Consider the following 18,317-nt stretch of genomic DNA (forward strand, 5'->3'; position numbering starts at 1 on the left):
CTACAAATCAGGCTGTATCAAGTGCCCGAGCTTGGTCGCCTTGGTACTCAGATAACGCTCATTATAGGGATTGCGCTTGACGATCAGCGGGACGTGTTCCTGCACTCTGACATTCATGCCTTCCATCGCTGAAATCTTGCGTGGATTATTCGTCATCAGGCGTACAGATTCTATGCCCAGATGTTTGAGCATGGGGTCACACAGGCTATAGTCGCGCAAGTCGGCTGCAAAGCCGAGCTTTTGGTTGGCTTCTACCGTGTCAGCACCATCGTCTTGCAGATGATAGGCACGCACCTTATTGAGCAAACCTATACCACGGCCCTCCTGACGCAGATACAGCAAAGCGCCGCGCCCTTCCTGGGCGATTTTTTGCAGGGCCAGTTCCAGTTGCGGGCCACAGTCACAGCGCTTGCTGAACAGGGCATCACCGGTCAGACATTCAGAATGTATGCGTGCCAGTACAGGCTGGCCATCAGCCACATCACCGAGGGTCAGGGCGATATGCTCTTTGCCTGTTGCCGTTTCGACAAAGGCATGCATGCGGAAAGTTGCCCAGGTCGTGGGCAGGTTACAGGAATCAACATATTCCAAAGCCTGTTTGCTTGAGTTGACAGGCTGGTCATTGCTAGACATACAGTTCTCGCGGATTCTTATTCTGGATAAAACTTAAGATCATGGCCAAATGACAATAACAATTGTCGGCCCAGACTAGAGTATAAACGAGGCGCGCATTTCCTACCTGTTGCGGTGAACGATCGTTTTATTTCATGTCATGTATGGGCAAGAGCGCGAAAAGCAAGTAAAGCCCTGGAACTTTGCAGAGTATACAAACAATGCTGGAGATAGTGCCGGGGTAGTTCTTGCGCAGACTTATTCAAAGTCCATAAAAAAGAGTGTGTGAACCAGGTCAACACACTCTGCTTTAAGCTACTTTAATCTGCTTTAATAGCAATCAAAATAAGGATCAAATATTGATTTAGCGTTTCAATTGCGTGATATCCCTGACCGCACCACGGTCAGCCGATGTTGCCAAAGCAGCATAAGCCTGCAAGGCTTGTGAGACATAACGCTCACGGCCTACCGGCTGCCAGGCATCTGGCCCGCGTGCTTCCATCGCCGCCCTGCGCTGTGCCAGGTCGGCGTCGCTGACTTTGAGATTGATGCTGCGAGCGGGAATATCGATTTCTATGATATCACCCTCTTCCACCAAACCTATCGTTCCACCCTCGGCAGCTTCTGGCGAGGCATGACCAATCACCAGGCCGGAAGAGCCACCAGAGAAACGCCCATCAGTGAACAAAGCACAGGCTTTGCCCAGGCCCTTGGATTTGATGTAAGAAGTTGGATACAGCATTTCCTGCATGCCGGGGCCACCTTTAGGGCCTTCGTAACGGATGATGACGACATCGCCTTCATGCACAGTATCGCCGAGGATGGCTTCTACCGCAGAATCCTGGCTTTCAAACACGCGGGCCTTGCCGGTGAACTTCAAGATACTTTCATCAACACCTGCGGTTTTGACGATACAGCCTTTTTCTGCCAGATTGCCGTATAAGACTGCCAGGCCACCATCTTGAGAATAAGCATGCGCCTTATCACGTATGCAGCCAGCTTCACGGTCAGTATCGAGGCTGTCAAAACGTTTGTCTTGCGAGAAGGCTGTTTGGGTAGGTACACCGCCTGGAGCAGCACTGAACAGCTTGCGTACCGCAGCATTGTCAGTCACGGCAATATCGTTTTGCGCAATTGCGTCTGCCATGGTCGGGCTATGTACGGTCGGGCGAGTAGTATCGAGCAAACCAGCGCGTGCCAGCTCACCGAGGATAGAGATAATGCCGCCAGCGCGGTGCACGTCTTCGATATGGTATTTATCGGTCATCGGTGCGACTTTGCACAGACATGGTACTTTGCGCGAGATGCGGTCGATATCTGCCATCTTGAAATCCACACCCGCTTCATGCGCAGCAGCCAGCAAATGCAAGACGGTATTGGTAGAGCCACCCATGGATACATCGAGTGCCATGGCATTTTCAAAGGTCGCCTTGTTGGCAATCGACCGTGGCAGGATGGAATAGTCATCCTGCTCATAATGGCGCTTGGCCAGCTCCACCACCAGACGGCCAGCGCGCAGGAATAATTCTTTGCGATCAGCATGCGTCGCCAAAATCGTGCCATTGCCTGGCAAGGACAGACCCAGTGCTTCGGTCAGACAGTTCATGGAATTTGCCGTGAACATACCGGAACATGAACCGCAGGTTGGACAGGCAGAACGCTCTATACGGCCTATCTCCTCATCCGACACATTGCTGTCACCAGCCTTGATCATGGCATCAACCAGATCAATCTTTACTATTCTTTGTTCACCAGTCTGTTTGGGATGCAAAGTCTCCAGCACCTTGCCCGCTTCCATAGGGCCGCCGGAAACAAACACGACAGGGATATTCAAACGCATGGCTGCCATCAACATGCCGGGCGTGATCTTGTCGCAGTTGGAGATGCAAACCATGGCATCAGCACAATGGGCATTGACCATGTACTCAACCGAGTCAGCAATCAATTCGCGTGAAGGCAATGAGTACAACATGCCGCCATGACCCATGGCGATACCGTCATCCACGGCTATGGTATTGAATTCTTTGGCCACGCCGCCCGCCGCTTCAATCTCACGCGCCACCATCTGACCCAAGTCTTTCAGATGGACGTGGCCAGGCACGAACTGGGTGAATGAATTGACGACAGCAACGATAGGCTTATCGAAATCGCCATCTTTCATGCCAGTCGCACGCCACAGGGCGCGGGCACCGGCCATATTGCGGCCATGGGTGGTGGTACGGGAACGGTATACGGGCATGTCTGACTCCAGGCTGGCGATAAATGAAAATGTTACACCAGCATGCGCTTCGTATAATCATATGTCAAATATGGAATTTATTGGAAATTAGGTCGTTTTACATATAAGACCAAAAAACTCACCACAGAGGCACGGAGACACAGAGGTGCACAGAGAAAACCAAAACTCTTTTAAAAGGTATTTAGATTTTCTCTTGTCTTTCTCGGTGTCTCTGTGCCTCTGTGTTGAGAGGTCTTTACTCAAATCACGAGTAACCATAAAAAAACGCAAAGCTCACACTTCGCGTTTTTAAGGATCATGACTCCATCATTCCTGATGGTATTGCGTCACTCTTTCCACTTCGTTTTTTGAACCCAGGAACACCGCTACACGCTGGTGCAATTTTTCCGGCTGTATATCCAGCATGCGTTGCTTGCCGTCGGTCGATGCGCCGCCAGCCTGTTCTACGATGAAAGACATGGGGTTGGCTTCGTACATCAGGCGCAGCTTGCCGGCCTTGTCAGGCTCACGCTTGTCGGCCGGGTACATGAAGATGCCACCGCGGTTCAGGATGCGGTGTACGTCGGCGACCATGGAGGCGATCCAGCGCATATTGAATTCTTTACCGCGTGGGCCAGTGCCGCCTGCCAGCATTTCATCGACATAGCGCGTGACTGGTGGATACCAGTGGCGGGTATTGGAAGCGTTGATGGCAAATTCCTTGGTGTCTTCTGGGATTTGCATATTGCGTTGTGTCAGTACCCATGAACCCATTTCACGGTCGAGGGTAAAGCAATTGACGCCATTGCCTGTCGTCAGCACCAGCACTGTTTGCGGGCCATATACGGCATAACCGGCTGCGACTTGCTTGCTGCCTGGTTGCAGGAAATCCTGCTCGGTTGGCTTGCCCATGCCGTCTGGTGCTTTCAATACCGAGAAGATGGTACCGATGGAGACGTTGACGTCGATATTGCTGGAACCATCGAGTGGATCAAACAAGAGCATGTATTCGCCTTGCGGATAGCGGTTCGGTATCGGATGTATGCTTTCCATTTCTTCCGATGCCATGGCCGCCAGGTGGCCGCCCCATTCATTGGCTTCGAGCAGGATTTCATTCGACAGGATGTCGAGTTTCTTTTGCACTTCGCCCTGAATGTTTTCGCTACCGGCTGTACCCAGCACTTCACCTAATGCGCCCTTGCCTACTGCATGGCTGATGGTCTTGCAGGCGCGTGCGACGACTTCGATGAGCAGGCGCAATTCTGCCGGTATCGAATTATTCAGGCGCTGCTCTTCGACCAGGTACTGGGTCAGGCTTACACGTTTCATGTTGATCTCTCGATTTTTTCAGTAATTCTTGTAAATTGTTTGCTTAAGACGCAAGTGCCTTGCTGACTACTTCCAGCACATCTTTCGACAGCTTCTTGGTATCTGCTACTTTTTGCAGGGCTGCTTTCATATGCGCTTGCAGGCTTTCTGGATATTTTTTCCAGCGGTCCATACTGCGTGCAAGGCGAGCTGCGACTTGCGGATTGAACTTGTTAAGTGCAATCACCAGCTCTGCCCACAAGGCATAACCACTGCCATCAGCCGCATGGAAGCGGGATGGATTGGCATTGCAGAAAGCAAACGTCAAACTGCGTGCGCGATTAGGATTGTTCAATGTAAATGCTGGATGCGTCATCAATTCACGCACCTTGGCAACATCCGTAGTGCGTGCAGTTGCCTGCAACATGAACCATTTGTCGATGACCAGGGCTTCTTTCTTGAAGTCTTTATAGAAAGCTTTCAAGGACTTGGCTGCTGATTTGGCTTGCTTGTCATTGCCACTGAAGTTAGTCAGGGCTGTCAAAGCTGCCAGGCGGTCTGTCATGTTTTCTGCTTCGTCAAACTGGGTTTTCGCCAGCTCAAAAGTAGATTCGTCCGACCATTCAAGCAGATAAGACAGGGCCAGGTTTTTCAAACCACGCTTGGCCATGGATTGTGCATCAGGGCTGTATTTTCCTGGTGTCAGATGACCTTCATAGGCACTCAGCAAATCAGCGCGCAGATGTTCTGTGATGGTGGCGCGGGCAAACTGGCGTGCGGTATGGATGGCTTGTGGGTCAACGACCTTGAATTCTTCAGCGATCATGGCTTCGGATGGCAGCGTCAGCACCAGTTCACGGAAGGCCGGGTCAAGGCTGGCATCGTTCAGGGTAGCGCGCAGGGCTTCGATGAACATGCTGTCCAGGCTCAGCTCTTCACCTTGCTGTACTGCAGTCGTCAGTTTGACGAGGCGACGTGTGGCCAGACGCTGACCAGCTTCCCAACGGTTAAACGGGTCACTGTCATTGGCCAGCAAAAGGCCCAGTTCTTCGTCGCTGTAGTCGATTTCCAGCACAACTGGTGCAGAGAAATTGCGCAACAATGACGGCACAGGTTTGCTGCTAACACCAGTAAATACAAAGGTTTGACTGGCTTCTGTCAGTTCCAGCACCAGACTGGTCGCACCAGCCTGTGCTTCGTACGCTGCGCTATGCAAAAGAATATCTTTGCCATCTGCACCCAGCAAACCCATGGCAACCGGGATATGGAAAGGCAGTTTTTCTGTCTGGCCTGGCGTTGCCGGGCAAGACTGGCTCAGGGTAATGGAATAAGTCTGCGCTTCTGCATCGTAAGTCGCTTCCACCTTCACGCGTGGCGTACCAGCCTGGCTATACCAGCGTTCAAACTGCGTCAGGTCACGGCCACTGGAATCTGCCATGGCAGCGCGGAAGTCATCGCATTCAACAGCCTGGCCATCATGGCGTTCGAAATACAGATCCATACCTTTGCGGAAGCCATCATGGCCAAGCAAGGTGTAATACATGCGTACGACTTCTGAACCTTTTTCATAAATCGTGACGGTGTAGAAATTATTGATTTCTACAAAAGAATCAGGACGTACCGGATGGGCCATAGGGCCTGCATCTTCTGAGAACTGTACCTGGCGCAGCAGGCGTACATCTTCTATGCGTTTGACGGCGCGGCCTGTAGCTGTGCCGACCAGGTCGGCAGAAAATTCCTGGTCGCGGAAAACCGTCAGGCCCTCTTTCAGCGACAACTGGAACCAGTCGCGGCAAGTAACGCGGTTGCCTGTCCAGTTATGGAAGTATTCATGACCAACGACGGACTCTATGCCTGCATAATCGACGTCAGTAGCGATAGATGGATTTGCAAGCACAAACTTGGTATTGAAAATATTCAAGCCCTTGTTTTCCATCGCGCCCATATTGAAGTCGCCAGTGGCAACGATCATGAAGCGGTCAAGGTCCAGCTCCAGGCCAAAGCGTTCTTCATCCCAGCGTATGCTGTTTTTGAGGGAATCCATGGCATGCTGAGTTTTATCCAGATTACCGTCTTCTACCCAGACTTGCAGCAAGACTTTGCGGCCAGATTTGAGCTTATAGTCTTCTTCCTGGCAAACCAGCTTGCCAGCCACCAGGGCGAACAGGTAAGAAGGCTTTTTGAACGGATCTTCCCACTTGGCAAAATGGCGACCATCACCGAGATCACCTTCTTCTATCAGATTACCGTTGCTGAGCAGCACAGGGAATTTTTTCTTGTCGCCACGCAGCATGACGGTGTATTTCGCCATGACATCAGGGCGGTCCGGGAACCAGGTGATCTTGCGGAAACCTTCCGCCTCGCACTGGGTAATGAAATTACCGTTGGACGCATACAGACCGGACAAGGAGGTATTTTTGAGCGGATTGATCAGGGTTTCGATTTCCAGCGTGACTTCGTCCGGAGCATTGGCTATGCGCAGGGTCTCGCCTTCTATCTTGTAGGCAGACTTTTTCAAGTTCACGCCATTCATACGCAATTGCAGCAATTTCAGGGATTCGCCAAACAAGACCAGGTCTTTCTCGCTGCTGTCATGATTGCGGCGCATGGTCATGCGGGTGGCTACATGGGTGGCACTCAGATCAAGGTCGAAACCCATTTCTACCGTATCTACCCAAAATCCCGGGGCTACATAGTCTTTACGGAAAATTGTCTCTGGTTTGCTGGCAATATCGTTACGCATGGATGGAATATCTCGCGAAAATAAGTTGAATGACAAAGTCTTTTGAACCCTGTAAAGACCGCCATTTTACCAAGCTGTGCCCGTACAGGGATAAATTCACTTGAATAGATGCAAATTAAGGCAAAAAGTTTGATTAAAACATTAAATTTTTATCACTCGCCTCTTCCCGACATGAAAATTGGGATGTGGTAACAAAGTCGATACAACCCGTTACAGTAAGAGCAACAAATTTTCTTAATCAGGCATACTATGGAACTATAGTAAAAGTATGTTTGAAGGAGCAGTAAAAATGAAAAAGTTCACCCTATTCTTCGCCCTCGCCTGCAGCCTGCTGCTGGGCGGATGTGCGACGACATTCACGAGCCAGGTCAGCGTCTTTCACGAATGGCCAGGCGCCACACAAGACAAGTCTTATATCTTTGAACGTGCTCCGGGGCAGGAAAACAATCCCGAGCACAAACTGTATGAAGACTTGCTCAGAACCCGTCTGCAAAATCTGGGCTTCAGGGAGGTGGCGACTGGCACAGCGCCAGTCCTGAAAGTTGAATTGCAGTATGCCAGCACACTCAGGGAAATCCAGGCATCCCCATTTTGGCAGCCTGGTATCTATGACCCGTATTGGGGCCTGCATTTCAGCAGGGGCATTTATCGCCGTCATTATATTTATTATCCGGGCTACTGGGGCTGGCCCGGCTATCCCCGTGGCTGGACGGATATCAGTGTGCGCAGCACCTACCTGCACCAGCTACAGATACGTATTACAGAATTAAACGGCAACAAGAAACTGGCGGACATCAAGGCCAGTAGCGAGCAATTCAATCCTGAGATTTCGCTGTATATTCCTTACCTGATGGATAGCGCACTGAAAGACTTCCCAGGCAAGAATGGCAGCACCAGCAATGTGGAATTGACCATAAAGGATTAACCGGCATAGTCACTCTGATGGAGTGACTATGCCGCCTGTATTGACTAAGCTGCCGGAGGATCGCGCAGTGCCTCGACCAGGGCGCGATCAACCACCGATTCAGCCACAATCTGTATAGCCCTGCCCTCGCGGAACTGGGTAATCAATTCTTCACTGGAAACCGAAAAGGCGTCATGCCCCTGGCGATTCGTGAAGATATAGCGGGTACGTTTGGGGCTGACCCAGGCCAGCTTGAAGCGCGTGGTAACGCCATTCTGCCTCGTGAAATCGACCCAGATGCCGCGTTCCATGGTTTCTATAACGCGCGCCCATTCATCAACCGGCTGCTCTATCTGATCCTGTACATGGCGGTTCAGGCGTTTTTCACTGGCGCGCTGGGCGATATTGACGGCAATTTCAAGCTGGCGACGTGGTGAAAACTCCAGCGGGGCGCGGGCAATTGCGGCATGGCGCTCAGCCAGTTTGGAAAAGAAGATAACGCGTTCGGGCTCATCCCATTTGATCGCATTGAGCCAGGCATTCAGCAGCGACAGCATGGCTGGCAGTTTGCTGACCAGCTCCTTGCGTTCTTCTGCACTATTCTTGGGTTTCAGGCTCCAGATCAGGTCATCCATCGTCCTCAGGGCATTTTCGAGGGCGTTGGGTTTTTCTTCCTTGACGTTATGCGATATCGTCAAGATCCTGATCCATTGCTCCTTGAGGAAGGTTTCCAGGAAACCTGCAACCTCACCCGTTTCTACCCGGATTGCAACATCATTTTCGGCAAACTCGCGCGCCAGGCGCATTTTTTCCTGTTTCAGTGCGACAGCTACCGGTTCGCTGATGGCTACTTCGGTCTGCTGTTCCTCATCCTTGAGGAAGGCTTCCAGGTCGGCAACGACATCTGAAAACAGTTCTATCTGCTGGTCAAAATCCTGCTGCACCCTTTCAACTATGCCTTCTATCATCTGATAGAGCGGGTCTTCTGAAGTGGTATCGCTATTGAGCAGGACGCTGGATTTTGCCAGCGTGTCTATCAGCACCCGTGCCGGATGGCTTTCCTTGAAAAAGAAATCCTTGTCCAGCAAAGCTACTTTCAAAGTCGGTATCTGCAACTGGCTGATAAGGTTCTTGATATCGGCGGGTATGCTGGTGTCGTTAAAGACATAGTCAAAAATACGCGCCAGCAACTCTATCGTGCTTTGATCTATATGGGTCAGGCCGCCAGCATTGGGTTGCTGTGACAATTGCCGCAGATGCGCCGTATCGGTAGGCATGGGATTGGCAGAAAAATCCCTTTGTACGCTGGTCAGGTAGTCAAAAAACTGCCTGTCTATGGTGACCATGTCGGGCGCATTACCACTGCCAATGCCAGTGCCAACACCGCCGCCATGACTACCACCGCCATAGCCACCGCCGTTTCCGTTTCCGTTGCCGCCACCAGCATCCTGCCCACCGGTATAAGGCATGCCCCCGCCATCCATGGCATGGCCACCGCCCCCATTACCGCTACCTCCGGTAACGGTATTACCAAAAGACCCGGCAGGCGCATTGCCAGAGAAGATATTGCGTAGCTTGTTTTCCAGATAAGGGTCGCGGTTACTGATATCGTCTGAGCCTGACATCATGTTCTTTTTTTGCTTGTTACGATAACCATCATTCAGTTCTGGCAAAATACCGCGCTCTACCAGGGCCTGATTCAATTCGCGATAAATAGCACCGAGTTGCAGGAACAATTCCGGTCGCAGCAAGCGCAAGATCAGGTGATGGGTCTCGGGATTGGGTTCCAGCTCCATCCATGCCTGATGGACGGCCTTGACAAATAATTCCGGACGAAAAGGGTTTTGCGAAACACTGATCGGGGTGCGGCGCAGGATATGGCCTATGCGCACATTCAGGGCGACCAGCAACTCGGCATTGGTCACTTCCAGCGACTGGCTCAGGTTACGGCTGAGCACTTTGCTTTCCATCTCTTCAAAACTGACCAGGGAAAAATCCTGCTTGCCTTCATCCGTCCTGGCACGCTTGCGGGTATTGACGACACTGACTTCTTTGGCAAGCGCCGCATTGACCTGGCCTGCAACCAGGCGGTAGAAGGTGGTGCCATTACGCTTTAACTGCTGGTAGGCAGCAAAACTGGTGGCAACCTCTTCTGGCCTGATGGTCTGGTCAGACAGTTTGAACAAAGCCTCGGTCAGGCGGCCGGTAAATGCCTCAATTTGTGAAGAAACCAGATTGGTGGCGATAGGCACCAGACTTTGCAGTATCAGCAAACGGCTAGAGCTGGAAAACTCGCTCGTCTTGGCATTATTCAGTGGAATAGTATCCATCGCTCTTTTTTATTATGCTCAGGTTATCAATCATACTCAGACGCCAGCGTACGCGCCCAAAAACTTGCATTCTGCCAAGCCGCACAGGCTTGCGCAATGCCAGAATCCTACGGAATAGTGCAGTAAAACAACAAAGCTGCAAAATTGCACGACCCGGTATTCAAGCCTCACTAATTAGTATAGTAAGCCTCTGACCCCAGCGTAATAACTACGATGAGCATGACGGCAAAAATAAGAACCAGCAGCAGGCGCCCAAATTTTGGGCTACCGCTTTCTTTATCTGCCGTGGTTTTTGATGGTGGTGTTACTTCTGTCATATTTTCTTGCTTTAGGGAATCAATATGCTGGAACCCGTTGTTTTACGGGCTTCCAGCTCACGGTGGGCTTGCGCCACCTCACTTAAAGGGTAACGCTGGCGTATGTCTATTTTAACTTTGCCGCTCTCCACCATGGAAAATAAGTGCGCAGCCATTTGCTCCAGATCATCACGTTTGGCCGTATAACTCATCAGACTCGGGCGTGTAATGAATAAAGAACCGCGTGAAGCGAGCTCACTCAGGCCAAATGCAGGCACCGGCCCAGACGCATTGCCAAAGCTGACCATCATGCCCAAAGGCGACAGACAATCCAGCGATGGAATGAAAGTGTCTTTACCGATGGAATCATAAACGACAGGCACCCCTTTTCCATCCGTAATTTCACGAACTCGCTGAACAAAATTTTCCTTGTTGTAGTTGATGACATGGGCGCAACCATGCGCTTTGGCAAGTTCCCCCTTCTCATCCGAGCCCACCGTACCGATCATGGTGACGCCGATTGCACGTGCCCACTGGCAGGCAATCAGGCCTACGCCGCCAGCGGCAGCATGAAACAATATTGTTTCCCCGCCCTGCAAGGGGAAAGTACGGTGGAACAGGTATTGCACCGTCAAGCCCTGCAACATCATGGCGGCGGCAGTTTCAAAACTGATGCTGTCAGGCAGGCGAACCAGATTATCGGCAGGCATGATGCGGGCCTCGGCATAGGCGCCGGTTGGCCGCCCTGCATAAGCTACTCTGTCACCAACTTGCACGTATTTGACATCAGCGCCGACTGCCTCAACGATACCTGCCCCTTCCATGCCCAGGCCACCCGGCAGCGCTTGTGGATATAAACCAGTGCGGAAATACACGTCGATAAAATTCAGGCCGCAAGCCTTTTGACGAACCAGCACCTCGCCCGGGCCGGGGGTGCCCAGCTCCACATCGACATATTCCATGACTTCCGGACCACCGGTTTGCTGTATGCGGATTGCCTTGACCATTTACCCCTCCTGAATAAGTTTTTCTGCGTTTAGTTTTTTTTCCTGGACAGCAAATACATGCCGCCCATGACCAATACTGTCCCGGCCAGCTGCCAGCTAGTGATGGGTTCGCCAATGAAGTAGGCCCCCAGGAACAGGGTTGATACCGGGCCTATCATGCCAGCCTGCGAAGCAGTGGCTGCACCTATGCGCTTTACCGCAATCATGGTCATGAACACTGGCAATACCGTACACATGACGGCATTCACTATAGACAATGAATATACAGCAAGCGGCTGCACCAGCATGCTGGCAGGACGTAAAATAAAAAACTGGCCTATGCATGCCGCACTGGAAACACACATCGCATACGACACCAGCCGTAAGGAACCAAGTCTTTGCACCAGTTGCCCTGACTGTATCAGGTAGATGGCGTAAGAAATTGCAGCGCCCAGCACGAGCGCAGACCCCAGTAGCACATACTCGCCACCCAATTTAAGGTCGTGGAAAAACACCAGGACGATGCCAAGGTAAGACACCAGCAAAGCTGCCCATTCCAGCCTGCTGACGGCGCGTTTCAAAAAGAAGGCGGATATCAGCAAAACAAAGGATGGCGTCAGGAACAGGATCAGACGCTCCAGACCCGCGCTGATATATTGCAAGCCAAGAAAATCCAGGAAGGACGACAGGTAATAACCAACCAGGCCCAAAGCCACCAGACGCCAGCGGTCTGCCTTGCTGAGACTGCCAGCCTTGTGCATTTGCCACAGGGCAATTCCAGCAAAGATAGGCAGGGAAAACGCCATGCGAAAACAAATCAGCGTCACTGCATCGACGTTGTAACGATAAATCAGTTTGGCGACAATGGCCTTGGTAGAAAACAGGATGGCACCAACCAGTGCAATGGCAAGACCAGTCAGATAATGACGGCGGGCAAGTAATTTCGTTTGTTCTGTAAGCATAAATCTTTGAATGAGCGGCAAACTGTTACATGGTCTAAATTCGTAATTTCACACATAAATTGCACGTCAGAAAGCAATTAATTTCCGCATAGCAAAGAACTAACAATGTTTCACATGAGATTTTACATTTAGTTGCCAAAAGTGACTTTGTGTAACTATTAAATCAAGCATCTTTCCCTACACTGACAAGCATGAACCACATTGCAGGAGAAAACCAAATGTACACACCACGCTTACAGTATGCAGATCAGCCGGTACTCCGCCCTAAACGTGCGATGACAACGGATATGCCGCAAAGACAGACGAAGAATGTATCGCCAAAGCAGAACGACAGCTCCCTGAACAGCATTTTCAGGCGCCTGGTCAATAGCAACCCTGATCAGGAATAATTATCATTGTCAGCAGAGCTTTTGGGCTCTGCTGACAAATGTGAATACTGCGTGAAATACCATGTGAGATGCCATGCGAAATATCGGCAAGCTCATTTCTTCAGGATGGAACCTAGCACACCGCGAATAATTTCGCGCCCGACCTGAGAACCCATGGTCCTGACCGTCGATTTGATCATGGTCTCGACCACATTATCCTTGCGGCGCAAACCACCGCCACCGAGCAGGTTGCCAAACACGCTTTTCAGCGTATCGCCAACACCACCACCACTTTCTTGCGCAGGCGCAGGCTGAGCTGCACGACCGGAATTGAATACGGGACGGCTTGAGACCGACGGTGCTGATGATGCTGCTGATGCCGATGGTACTGCCGGCGCAGAGGCAGCCGAAGGTGCATTACCCCAGCCATTGGCATCTGTCGCTTCAGGCTCTGCCCTGCTACCAGGTTGCAAATTATCTTCCTTATCCGCCGTAGCAGCACGTGCCGCTACCCGACCTGTCAATTTCTCATAGGCAGATTCGCGGTCTATATGTTTTTCATACACACCGGCGACGATGGAAGTTTGTATGACTTGCTGGCGCTCATCTGCCGTAATTGCGCCTATCTGTGACGATGGCGGCACGATCAGGGCGCGTTGCACGATGTTTGGCCTGCCCTTATCATCCAGGAAGGAAATCAAAGCTTCACCAACACCCAGCTCGGCAATCACCGCTGCGGTATCCAGCTTGGGATTGGGGCGGAAAGTTTCTGCTGCAGCCTGCACCGCTTTTTGATCCCTGGGCGTATAGGCACGCAAGGCATGCTGAACACGGTTACCGAGTTGCCCCAGCACAGTATCAGGGATATCCAGCGGGTTTTGCGTGACGAAATACACACCCACACCTTTAGAGCGTATCAGCCTCACCACCTGCTCTATCTTTTGCAACAAAACTTTGGGCGCCTCATCAAACAGCAGGTGGGCCTCATCAAAGAAGAACACCATCTTGGGTTGATCAACATCGCCTACTTCTGGCAAATGCTCATACAGCTCGGACAGCATCCATAGCAAAAAGGTCGAATACAGGCGTGGTGACTGCAGTAATTGATCTGCCGCCAGGATATTCACAAACCCACGGCCATCGCCATCGGTTTGCATCATGTCATCCAGGTTCAGCATGGGCTCGCCAAAAAATTGCTCACCACCCTGCTCCGAGATGGTCAGCAAAGAACGCTGGATAGCGCCGACACTGGCGGCAGAGATATTGCCGTATTCAGTCTGGAATTCAGACGCATTCTCGGCTAGGTGTTGCAGCATGGCGCGCAAATCCTTGGTGTCGAGCAGTAGCAGCCCATGGTCGTCAGCGATCTTGAAAGCCAGTTGCAAGACCCCTCCCTGGGTTTCATTTAAATTCAGCATACGACCCAGCAGCAAGGGGCCAAGATCAGATACCGTGGCACGTACCGGGTGGCCCTGTTTACCAAACACATCCCAGAATGTCACTGGGCAAGCCTGCCACTTGGGCTCATCGACTTGCAGGGCCTGCAGCCTTTGCTGCATCTTGCTGGTGGCGCTACCTGCTTTGGCCATGCCGGACAGGTCGCCTTTGACGTCTGCCATAAACACTGGCACGCCGATTCCAGAAAATGCCTGGGCCAGGGTTTGCAAGGTCACAGTCTTGCCGGTACCCGTAGCACCCGTGATACAACCATGGCGATTGGCCCAGTCTGACAATAAATTCAAGTCGAATTCGGTGTTTTTAGCGATCAACAGAGGTTTTGACATAGTTTTGGAGGGTGATTTGGGGAAGTCGGTCGGTGCCACTATGGTAAAATACTGGTCTTCATTATAAAACCAAGCCAGGCAAAATTGCCGCCCTCAGGGTGAGCTATTGTCAATTCAGGAAAGAGCGATCATGGCAGGACATAGTAAATGGGCCAATATCAAGCATAAAAAAGCAGCAACCGATGCCAAACGCGGCAAGATATGGACGCGTCTGATCAAGGAGATCACGGTTGCAGCACGCATGGGTGGTGAGGATGTCGATTCCAATCCCCGCCTGCGTCTGGCAGTAGACAAGGCAGCTGACGCCAATATGCCGAAAGAAAACGTCACGCGCGCGATACAACGCGGCGCTGGCACACTAGAAGGCGCAGATTACGAAGAAGTACGTTATGAAGGTTATGGCATAGGCGGTGCCGCCATCGTGGTTGACTGCATGACAGACAACCGCGTACGTACCGTGGCTGAAGTACGCCATGCCTTCAACAAATACGGTGGCAATATGGGCACTGAAGGCTCGGTCGCCTTTTTGTTCCAGCACTGCGGCCAGATGTTTTTTGCCCCAGGCACGAATGAAGATGCCCTGATGGAAGCAGCCCTGGAAGCAGGTGCTGACGATGTGGTCACAGATGAAGAAGGCGGCATAGAAGTATTGTGCGCACCATTCAGCCTGTCTGACTTGCGTGCCAGTCTGGAAAAAGCCGGCTTCAAGGCAGAAGTCGCTGAAGTCGTCATGAAACCAAATACTGAGACCGTATTTGCTGGTGACGAAGGCATCAAGATGCAAAAACTGCTGGATGCACTCGAAAACCTCGACGATGTACAAGAAGTATTCACCAACGCCATCATAGAAGATTAAGATGAAATTACTCGTAGTCGGCTCTGGTGGCCGTGAACATGCCCTCGCCTGGAAACTGGCGCAATCTGAACGTGTACAAACTATTTTTGTCGCCCCCGGCAATGGTGGTACCGGCGCTGACAGCCGTCTGAAAAACATCAACATTACAGACCCTGCAGCGCTGGCAGACTTTGCCGAGCAAGAAAATATAGGCATTACCGTAGTCGGCCCTGAAGTGCCGCTGGCTGCCGGTATCGTCAATATCTTCCGCGACCGTGGCCTGAAAATTTTTGGCCCGAGCAAAGAAGCTGCACAGCTGGAAAGCTCCAAGGATTTCGCCAAGGCTTTCATGCACAGGCATGCTATTCCCACGGCTGAATACCAGACCTTTTCTGAGCTGGCACCTGCGCATGAATACATCAATGCCAAGGGCGCACCTATTGTCATCAAGGCCGACGGCCTGGCGGCTGGTAAAGGTGTGGTTGTTGCCATGACCGCTGAAGAAGCGCATGTAGCTGTCGATATGATGTTGTCTGACAATAAGCTCGGTGATGCTGGCGCACGCGTCGTCATTGAAGAGTTTTTGGCAGGTGAAGAAGCCAGTTTCATCGTCATGGTTGATGGCAAGAATATTTTGCCACTGGCAACCAGCCAGGATCACAAGCGTTTGCTCGACAATGACGAAGGCCCGAATACGGGCGGCATGGGTGCCTACTCCCCAGCCCCTATCGTGACGCCACAATTGCATGCCCGCGTCATGCGCGAGATCATCGTGCCAACGGTACAAGGCATGGCCAAGGACGGTATCGTATTTACCGGCTTTTTGTATGCTGGTCTGATGATTGATGACCAGGGCAATCCAAAAACCCTGGAATTCAACTGCCGCATGGGCGACCCTGAAACCCAGCCCATCATGGCGCGCCTGAAAACAGATTTGCTGCACGTGGTTGAACACGCAGTGAACGGCACGCTTGATACGGTAGAGCTGGAATGGGACAGGCGCACAGCCATGGGTGTCGTCATGGCCGCTGCTGGTTACCCTGATGCGCCACGCAAAGGTGACAAAATCACCGGCATCCCGGCAGAGACCGCAGACACCGTGACCTTCCATGCTGGTACATCGCTCAATGAAAAGACTTTGAACGTGACCGGTGGCCGTGTGTTGTGCGTGGTTGGCCTGGGTGACACCGTCAAACTGGCGCAAAAACATGCGTATGACGTAGTGGAAAAAATCCATTTCGACGGTATGCAATACCGCCGCGACATAGGCTGGCGTGCGCTGAACCGCAAGCATTAATCCTTGCCAGGCGTACATGTTTCATGTGCGCCACCGATCTTTTAAAGCGGGTTGAGAATAGTCCAAAGACTAGTCCAGCCCCTTGCGTTTTTTAGAGTAGATAGCAGAATGACAGATACACTTGCGGTTAAAAACTACTTCCTGGGCTTGCAGGCTGCTATAGTCGCGGCTCTTGAAGAAGTTGATGGCCATACTTTTATTACTGATAGCTGGGAACGCCCTGAAGGCGGCGGCGGTATCTCGCGCGTAATAGAAGAAGGCAAGGTATTTGAACGTGGCGGTGTGAATTTTTCCCATGTCATGGGCAAAAACCTGCCACCATCCGCCGCTGCCGCCCGTCCTGAGCTGGCTGGCCGTCAGTGGGAAGCCATGGGTGTCTCGCTGGTTCTTCATCCACGCAACCCGTATGCGCCCACTGTGCACATGAATGTACGCTTTTTCACTACCCGCGCCGAAGGGCAGGAAGATGTCTGGTGGTTTGGCGGCGGCATGGACTTGACACCGTATTACGGTTTTACGGAAGATGCAGTGCATTTTCACCAAACATGTAAAATGGCGGTCCAGCCTTTTGGTGCAGACTTGCATACCCGCTTCAAGAAATGGTGTGACGAGTATTTTTACCTGAAACACCGTAAAGAAGCGCGTGGCGTAGGCGGCATCTTCTTTGATGATTTCAATGAGCAGGATTTTGTCAACAGTTTTGCCATGATGCGCAGTGTAGGTGATGCCTTTATTCCGGCCTATCGCCCTATCCTGGAACGCCGCAAAGACCAGCAATATGGCGAGCGTGAGCGTGATTTTCAGGCTTACCGCCGTGGCCGTTATGTAGAATTCAACCTGGTATTTGACCGCGGCACGCATTTTGGGCTGCAGTCTGGCGGCAGGACAGAATCCATACTGATGTCCATGCCCCCCATCGTCAAATGGCGTTATGACTGGAAACCAGAGGCTGGCAGCCCGGAAGCAGCACTGGCAACAGACTTTCTGGTACACCGGGAATGGGTATAACAACTGCAGCAGCACCTTGTATCCTGGTATTGGGTGGCAGCTTTGACCCTGTGCATCTGGGGCATGTCGCCCTTGCGCATAGCCTGGCAACGGCATTGCAGCCGGATGAATTGCGCATCATTCCCGTAGGCCAGCAATGGCAAAAGAATGAGTTGCAAGCCTCAGCAGCACAAAGACTGGCCATGCTGAAGCTGGCTTTTGAAGACTGGCAACTCTGCCCTGTCAGGATAGATGAGCAAGAAATCATCCGTGCAGAACAGGGTAAAAGTAATTACACCATCGATACCTTGCACCAGCTACGCAGAGAAGTTGGCGATGAGGCATCACTGGTATTTGCCATGGGTGCAGATCAGTTGCAAAATTTGCACACCTGGCGTAATTGGCAGGCCTTGCTTGAAGTAGCGCATTTGTGTGCTGCATCACGCCCGGGTTTCAGCCTCGATATCAGCAGCCCCGACATTGCTGACATCTGGAAGAAAAATGCCATCAGCGCCCTGGAAATGCGCACACGGCCAGCCGGTGGCACTTATCTGGAGAGAAATCTGGCGCAAGATGTATCTGCGACCCAACTACGTACTGAATTAAAACAGCATAACCCGACAACAAGATTGCTAGTCCCGCACAAGGTGCTAGACTACCTACAACAACAAACTATCTACCAATAAA

Annotated in this window: 15 protein-coding genes; 6 read left to right on the top strand and 9 right to left on the bottom strand. The window is 51.7% G+C overall.

The features are described 5' to 3' along the window. The 4 genes from ribA to pepN all read right to left on the bottom strand — a co-directional run bounded on the left by ribA (window position 1) and on the right by pepN (window position 6,881). On the bottom strand, window positions 1-633 hold the full coding sequence (ribA, locus tag ACO0LI_RS22080) for a GTP cyclohydrolase II (RefSeq protein ID WP_422950599.1): 633 nt from the start codon (window positions 631-633) through the stop codon (window positions 1-3). A gap of 343 nt (window positions 634-976) precedes the next feature. Beyond that, window positions 977-2,851 carry a dihydroxy-acid dehydratase gene (gene ilvD / locus ACO0LI_RS22085; RefSeq protein WP_423035281.1) on the bottom strand — a complete coding sequence of 625 codons (1,875 nt, stop codon included), beginning with the start codon at window positions 2,849-2,851 and terminating at the stop codon, window positions 977-979. Between the two features lie 306 nt (window positions 2,852-3,157). Further along, window positions 3,158-4,159 carry a class 1 fructose-bisphosphatase gene (locus tag ACO0LI_RS22090; RefSeq protein WP_423028827.1) on the bottom strand — a complete coding sequence of 334 codons (1,002 nt, stop codon included), beginning with the start codon at window positions 4,157-4,159 and terminating at the stop codon, window positions 3,158-3,160. Window positions 4,160-4,202: 43 nt separating this feature from the next. Next, window positions 4,203-6,881 (bottom strand): aminopeptidase N, encoded by a 2,679-nt coding sequence (pepN, locus tag ACO0LI_RS22095; RefSeq protein WP_423035283.1) that lies wholly within the window; start codon window positions 6,879-6,881, stop codon window positions 4,203-4,205. A gap of 289 nt (window positions 6,882-7,170) precedes the next feature. Here pepN and ACO0LI_RS22100 point away from each other — a divergent pair, with 289 nt between their 5' ends. After that, a complete protein-coding gene (locus ACO0LI_RS22100) occupies window positions 7,171-7,806 on the top strand; it encodes a DUF4136 domain-containing protein (protein ID WP_423035285.1) in 636 nt (211 codons plus the stop codon). A 44-nt stretch (window positions 7,807-7,850) separates the two neighbouring features. On the opposite strand, the gene ACO0LI_RS22105 is transcribed toward ACO0LI_RS22100, so the two are convergent. From ACO0LI_RS22105 to ACO0LI_RS22120, 4 genes are all read right to left on the bottom strand, one after another. Further along, window positions 7,851-10,115, bottom strand: a complete 2,265-nt coding sequence (locus ACO0LI_RS22105; RefSeq protein ID WP_423035287.1) for a DUF1631 family protein — start codon at window positions 10,113-10,115, stop codon at window positions 7,851-7,853. Between the two features lie 170 nt (window positions 10,116-10,285). After that, a complete protein-coding gene (locus ACO0LI_RS22110; protein ID WP_423028836.1) occupies window positions 10,286-10,432 on the bottom strand; it encodes a hypothetical protein in 147 nt (48 codons plus the stop codon). Window positions 10,433-10,443: 11 nt separating this feature from the next. Beyond that, the gene (locus ACO0LI_RS22115; RefSeq protein ID WP_423035290.1) at window positions 10,444-11,418 is read right to left on the bottom strand and encodes a quinone oxidoreductase family protein; all 975 of its coding nucleotides are present in this window, start codon (window positions 11,416-11,418) and stop codon (window positions 10,444-10,446) included. Window positions 11,419-11,447: 29 nt separating this feature from the next. Next, window positions 11,448-12,359, bottom strand: coding sequence for a DMT family transporter (locus ACO0LI_RS22120; RefSeq protein WP_423035292.1), 912 nt, complete (start codon window positions 12,357-12,359; stop codon window positions 11,448-11,450). Window positions 12,360-12,577: 218 nt separating this feature from the next. Between ACO0LI_RS22120 and ACO0LI_RS22125 the strand changes: the two genes are divergently transcribed. Then, a complete protein-coding gene (locus ACO0LI_RS22125) occupies window positions 12,578-12,748 on the top strand; it encodes a hypothetical protein (protein WP_423035294.1) in 171 nt (56 codons plus the stop codon). A 92-nt stretch (window positions 12,749-12,840) separates the two neighbouring features. On the opposite strand, the gene ACO0LI_RS22130 is transcribed toward ACO0LI_RS22125, so the two are convergent. Beyond that, the gene (locus tag ACO0LI_RS22130; protein ID WP_423035296.1) at window positions 12,841-14,511 is read right to left on the bottom strand and encodes a helicase HerA-like C-terminal domain-containing protein; all 1,671 of its coding nucleotides are present in this window, start codon (window positions 14,509-14,511) and stop codon (window positions 12,841-12,843) included. Window positions 14,512-14,641: 130 nt separating this feature from the next. Here ACO0LI_RS22130 and ACO0LI_RS22135 point away from each other — a divergent pair, with 130 nt between their 5' ends. From ACO0LI_RS22135 to nadD, 4 genes are all read left to right on the top strand, one after another. Next, a complete protein-coding gene (locus tag ACO0LI_RS22135) occupies window positions 14,642-15,367 on the top strand; it encodes a YebC/PmpR family DNA-binding transcriptional regulator (RefSeq protein ID WP_422950610.1) in 726 nt (241 codons plus the stop codon). A gap of 1 nt (window position 15,368) precedes the next feature. Next, window positions 15,369-16,643: a phosphoribosylamine--glycine ligase gene (gene purD / locus ACO0LI_RS22140; protein ID WP_423035298.1), complete on the top strand. Its 1,275-nt coding sequence runs from the start codon at window positions 15,369-15,371 to the stop codon at window positions 16,641-16,643. A 108-nt stretch (window positions 16,644-16,751) separates the two neighbouring features. Then, window positions 16,752-17,651 carry an oxygen-dependent coproporphyrinogen oxidase gene (gene hemF / locus ACO0LI_RS22145; protein WP_423035300.1) on the top strand — a complete coding sequence of 300 codons (900 nt, stop codon included), beginning with the start codon at window positions 16,752-16,754 and terminating at the stop codon, window positions 17,649-17,651. Next, complete coding sequence (gene nadD, locus ACO0LI_RS22150; protein WP_423035301.1) at window positions 17,642-18,316, top strand: nicotinate (nicotinamide) nucleotide adenylyltransferase; 675 nt, start codon at window positions 17,642-17,644, stop codon at window positions 18,314-18,316. Before hemF ends, nadD begins: the two co-directional genes overlap by 10 nt. Window position 18,317 lies beyond the last annotated feature (1 nt).

Source organism: Undibacterium sp. Tian12W, assembly GCF_049339405.1.
In the GTDB taxonomy this organism is placed as follows: Bacteria; Pseudomonadota; Gammaproteobacteria; order Burkholderiales; family Burkholderiaceae_D; genus Undibacterium.

Coding starts and splice junctions, on each gene's coding strand:
- ribA (WP_422950599.1), bottom strand. CDS start 633: ATGTCTAGCAATGACCAGCCTGTCAACTCAAGCAAACAGGCTTTGGAA.
- ilvD (WP_423035281.1), bottom strand. CDS start 2,851: ATGCCCGTATACCGTTCCCGTACCACCACCCATGGCCGCAATATGGCC.
- ACO0LI_RS22090 (WP_423028827.1), bottom strand. CDS start 4,159: ATGAAACGTGTAAGCCTGACCCAGTACCTGGTCGAAGAGCAGCGCCTG.
- pepN (WP_423035283.1), bottom strand. CDS start 6,881: ATGCGTAACGATATTGCCAGCAAACCAGAGACAATTTTCCGTAAAGAC.
- ACO0LI_RS22100 (WP_423035285.1), top strand. CDS start 7,171: ATGAAAAAGTTCACCCTATTCTTCGCCCTCGCCTGCAGCCTGCTGCTG.
- ACO0LI_RS22105 (WP_423035287.1), bottom strand. CDS start 10,115: ATGGATACTATTCCACTGAATAATGCCAAGACGAGCGAGTTTTCCAGC.
- ACO0LI_RS22110 (WP_423028836.1), bottom strand. CDS start 10,432: ATGACAGAAGTAACACCACCATCAAAAACCACGGCAGATAAAGAAAGC.
- ACO0LI_RS22115 (WP_423035290.1), bottom strand. CDS start 11,418: ATGGTCAAGGCAATCCGCATACAGCAAACCGGTGGTCCGGAAGTCATG.
- ACO0LI_RS22120 (WP_423035292.1), bottom strand. CDS start 12,359: ATGCTTACAGAACAAACGAAATTACTTGCCCGCCGTCATTATCTGACT.
- ACO0LI_RS22125 (WP_423035294.1), top strand. CDS start 12,578: ATGTACACACCACGCTTACAGTATGCAGATCAGCCGGTACTCCGCCCT.
- ACO0LI_RS22130 (WP_423035296.1), bottom strand. CDS start 14,511: ATGTCAAAACCTCTGTTGATCGCTAAAAACACCGAATTCGACTTGAAT.
- ACO0LI_RS22135 (WP_422950610.1), top strand. CDS start 14,642: ATGGCAGGACATAGTAAATGGGCCAATATCAAGCATAAAAAAGCAGCA.
- purD (WP_423035298.1), top strand. CDS start 15,369: ATGAAATTACTCGTAGTCGGCTCTGGTGGCCGTGAACATGCCCTCGCC.
- hemF (WP_423035300.1), top strand. CDS start 16,752: ATGACAGATACACTTGCGGTTAAAAACTACTTCCTGGGCTTGCAGGCT.
- nadD (WP_423035301.1), top strand. CDS start 17,642: ATGGGTATAACAACTGCAGCAGCACCTTGTATCCTGGTATTGGGTGGC.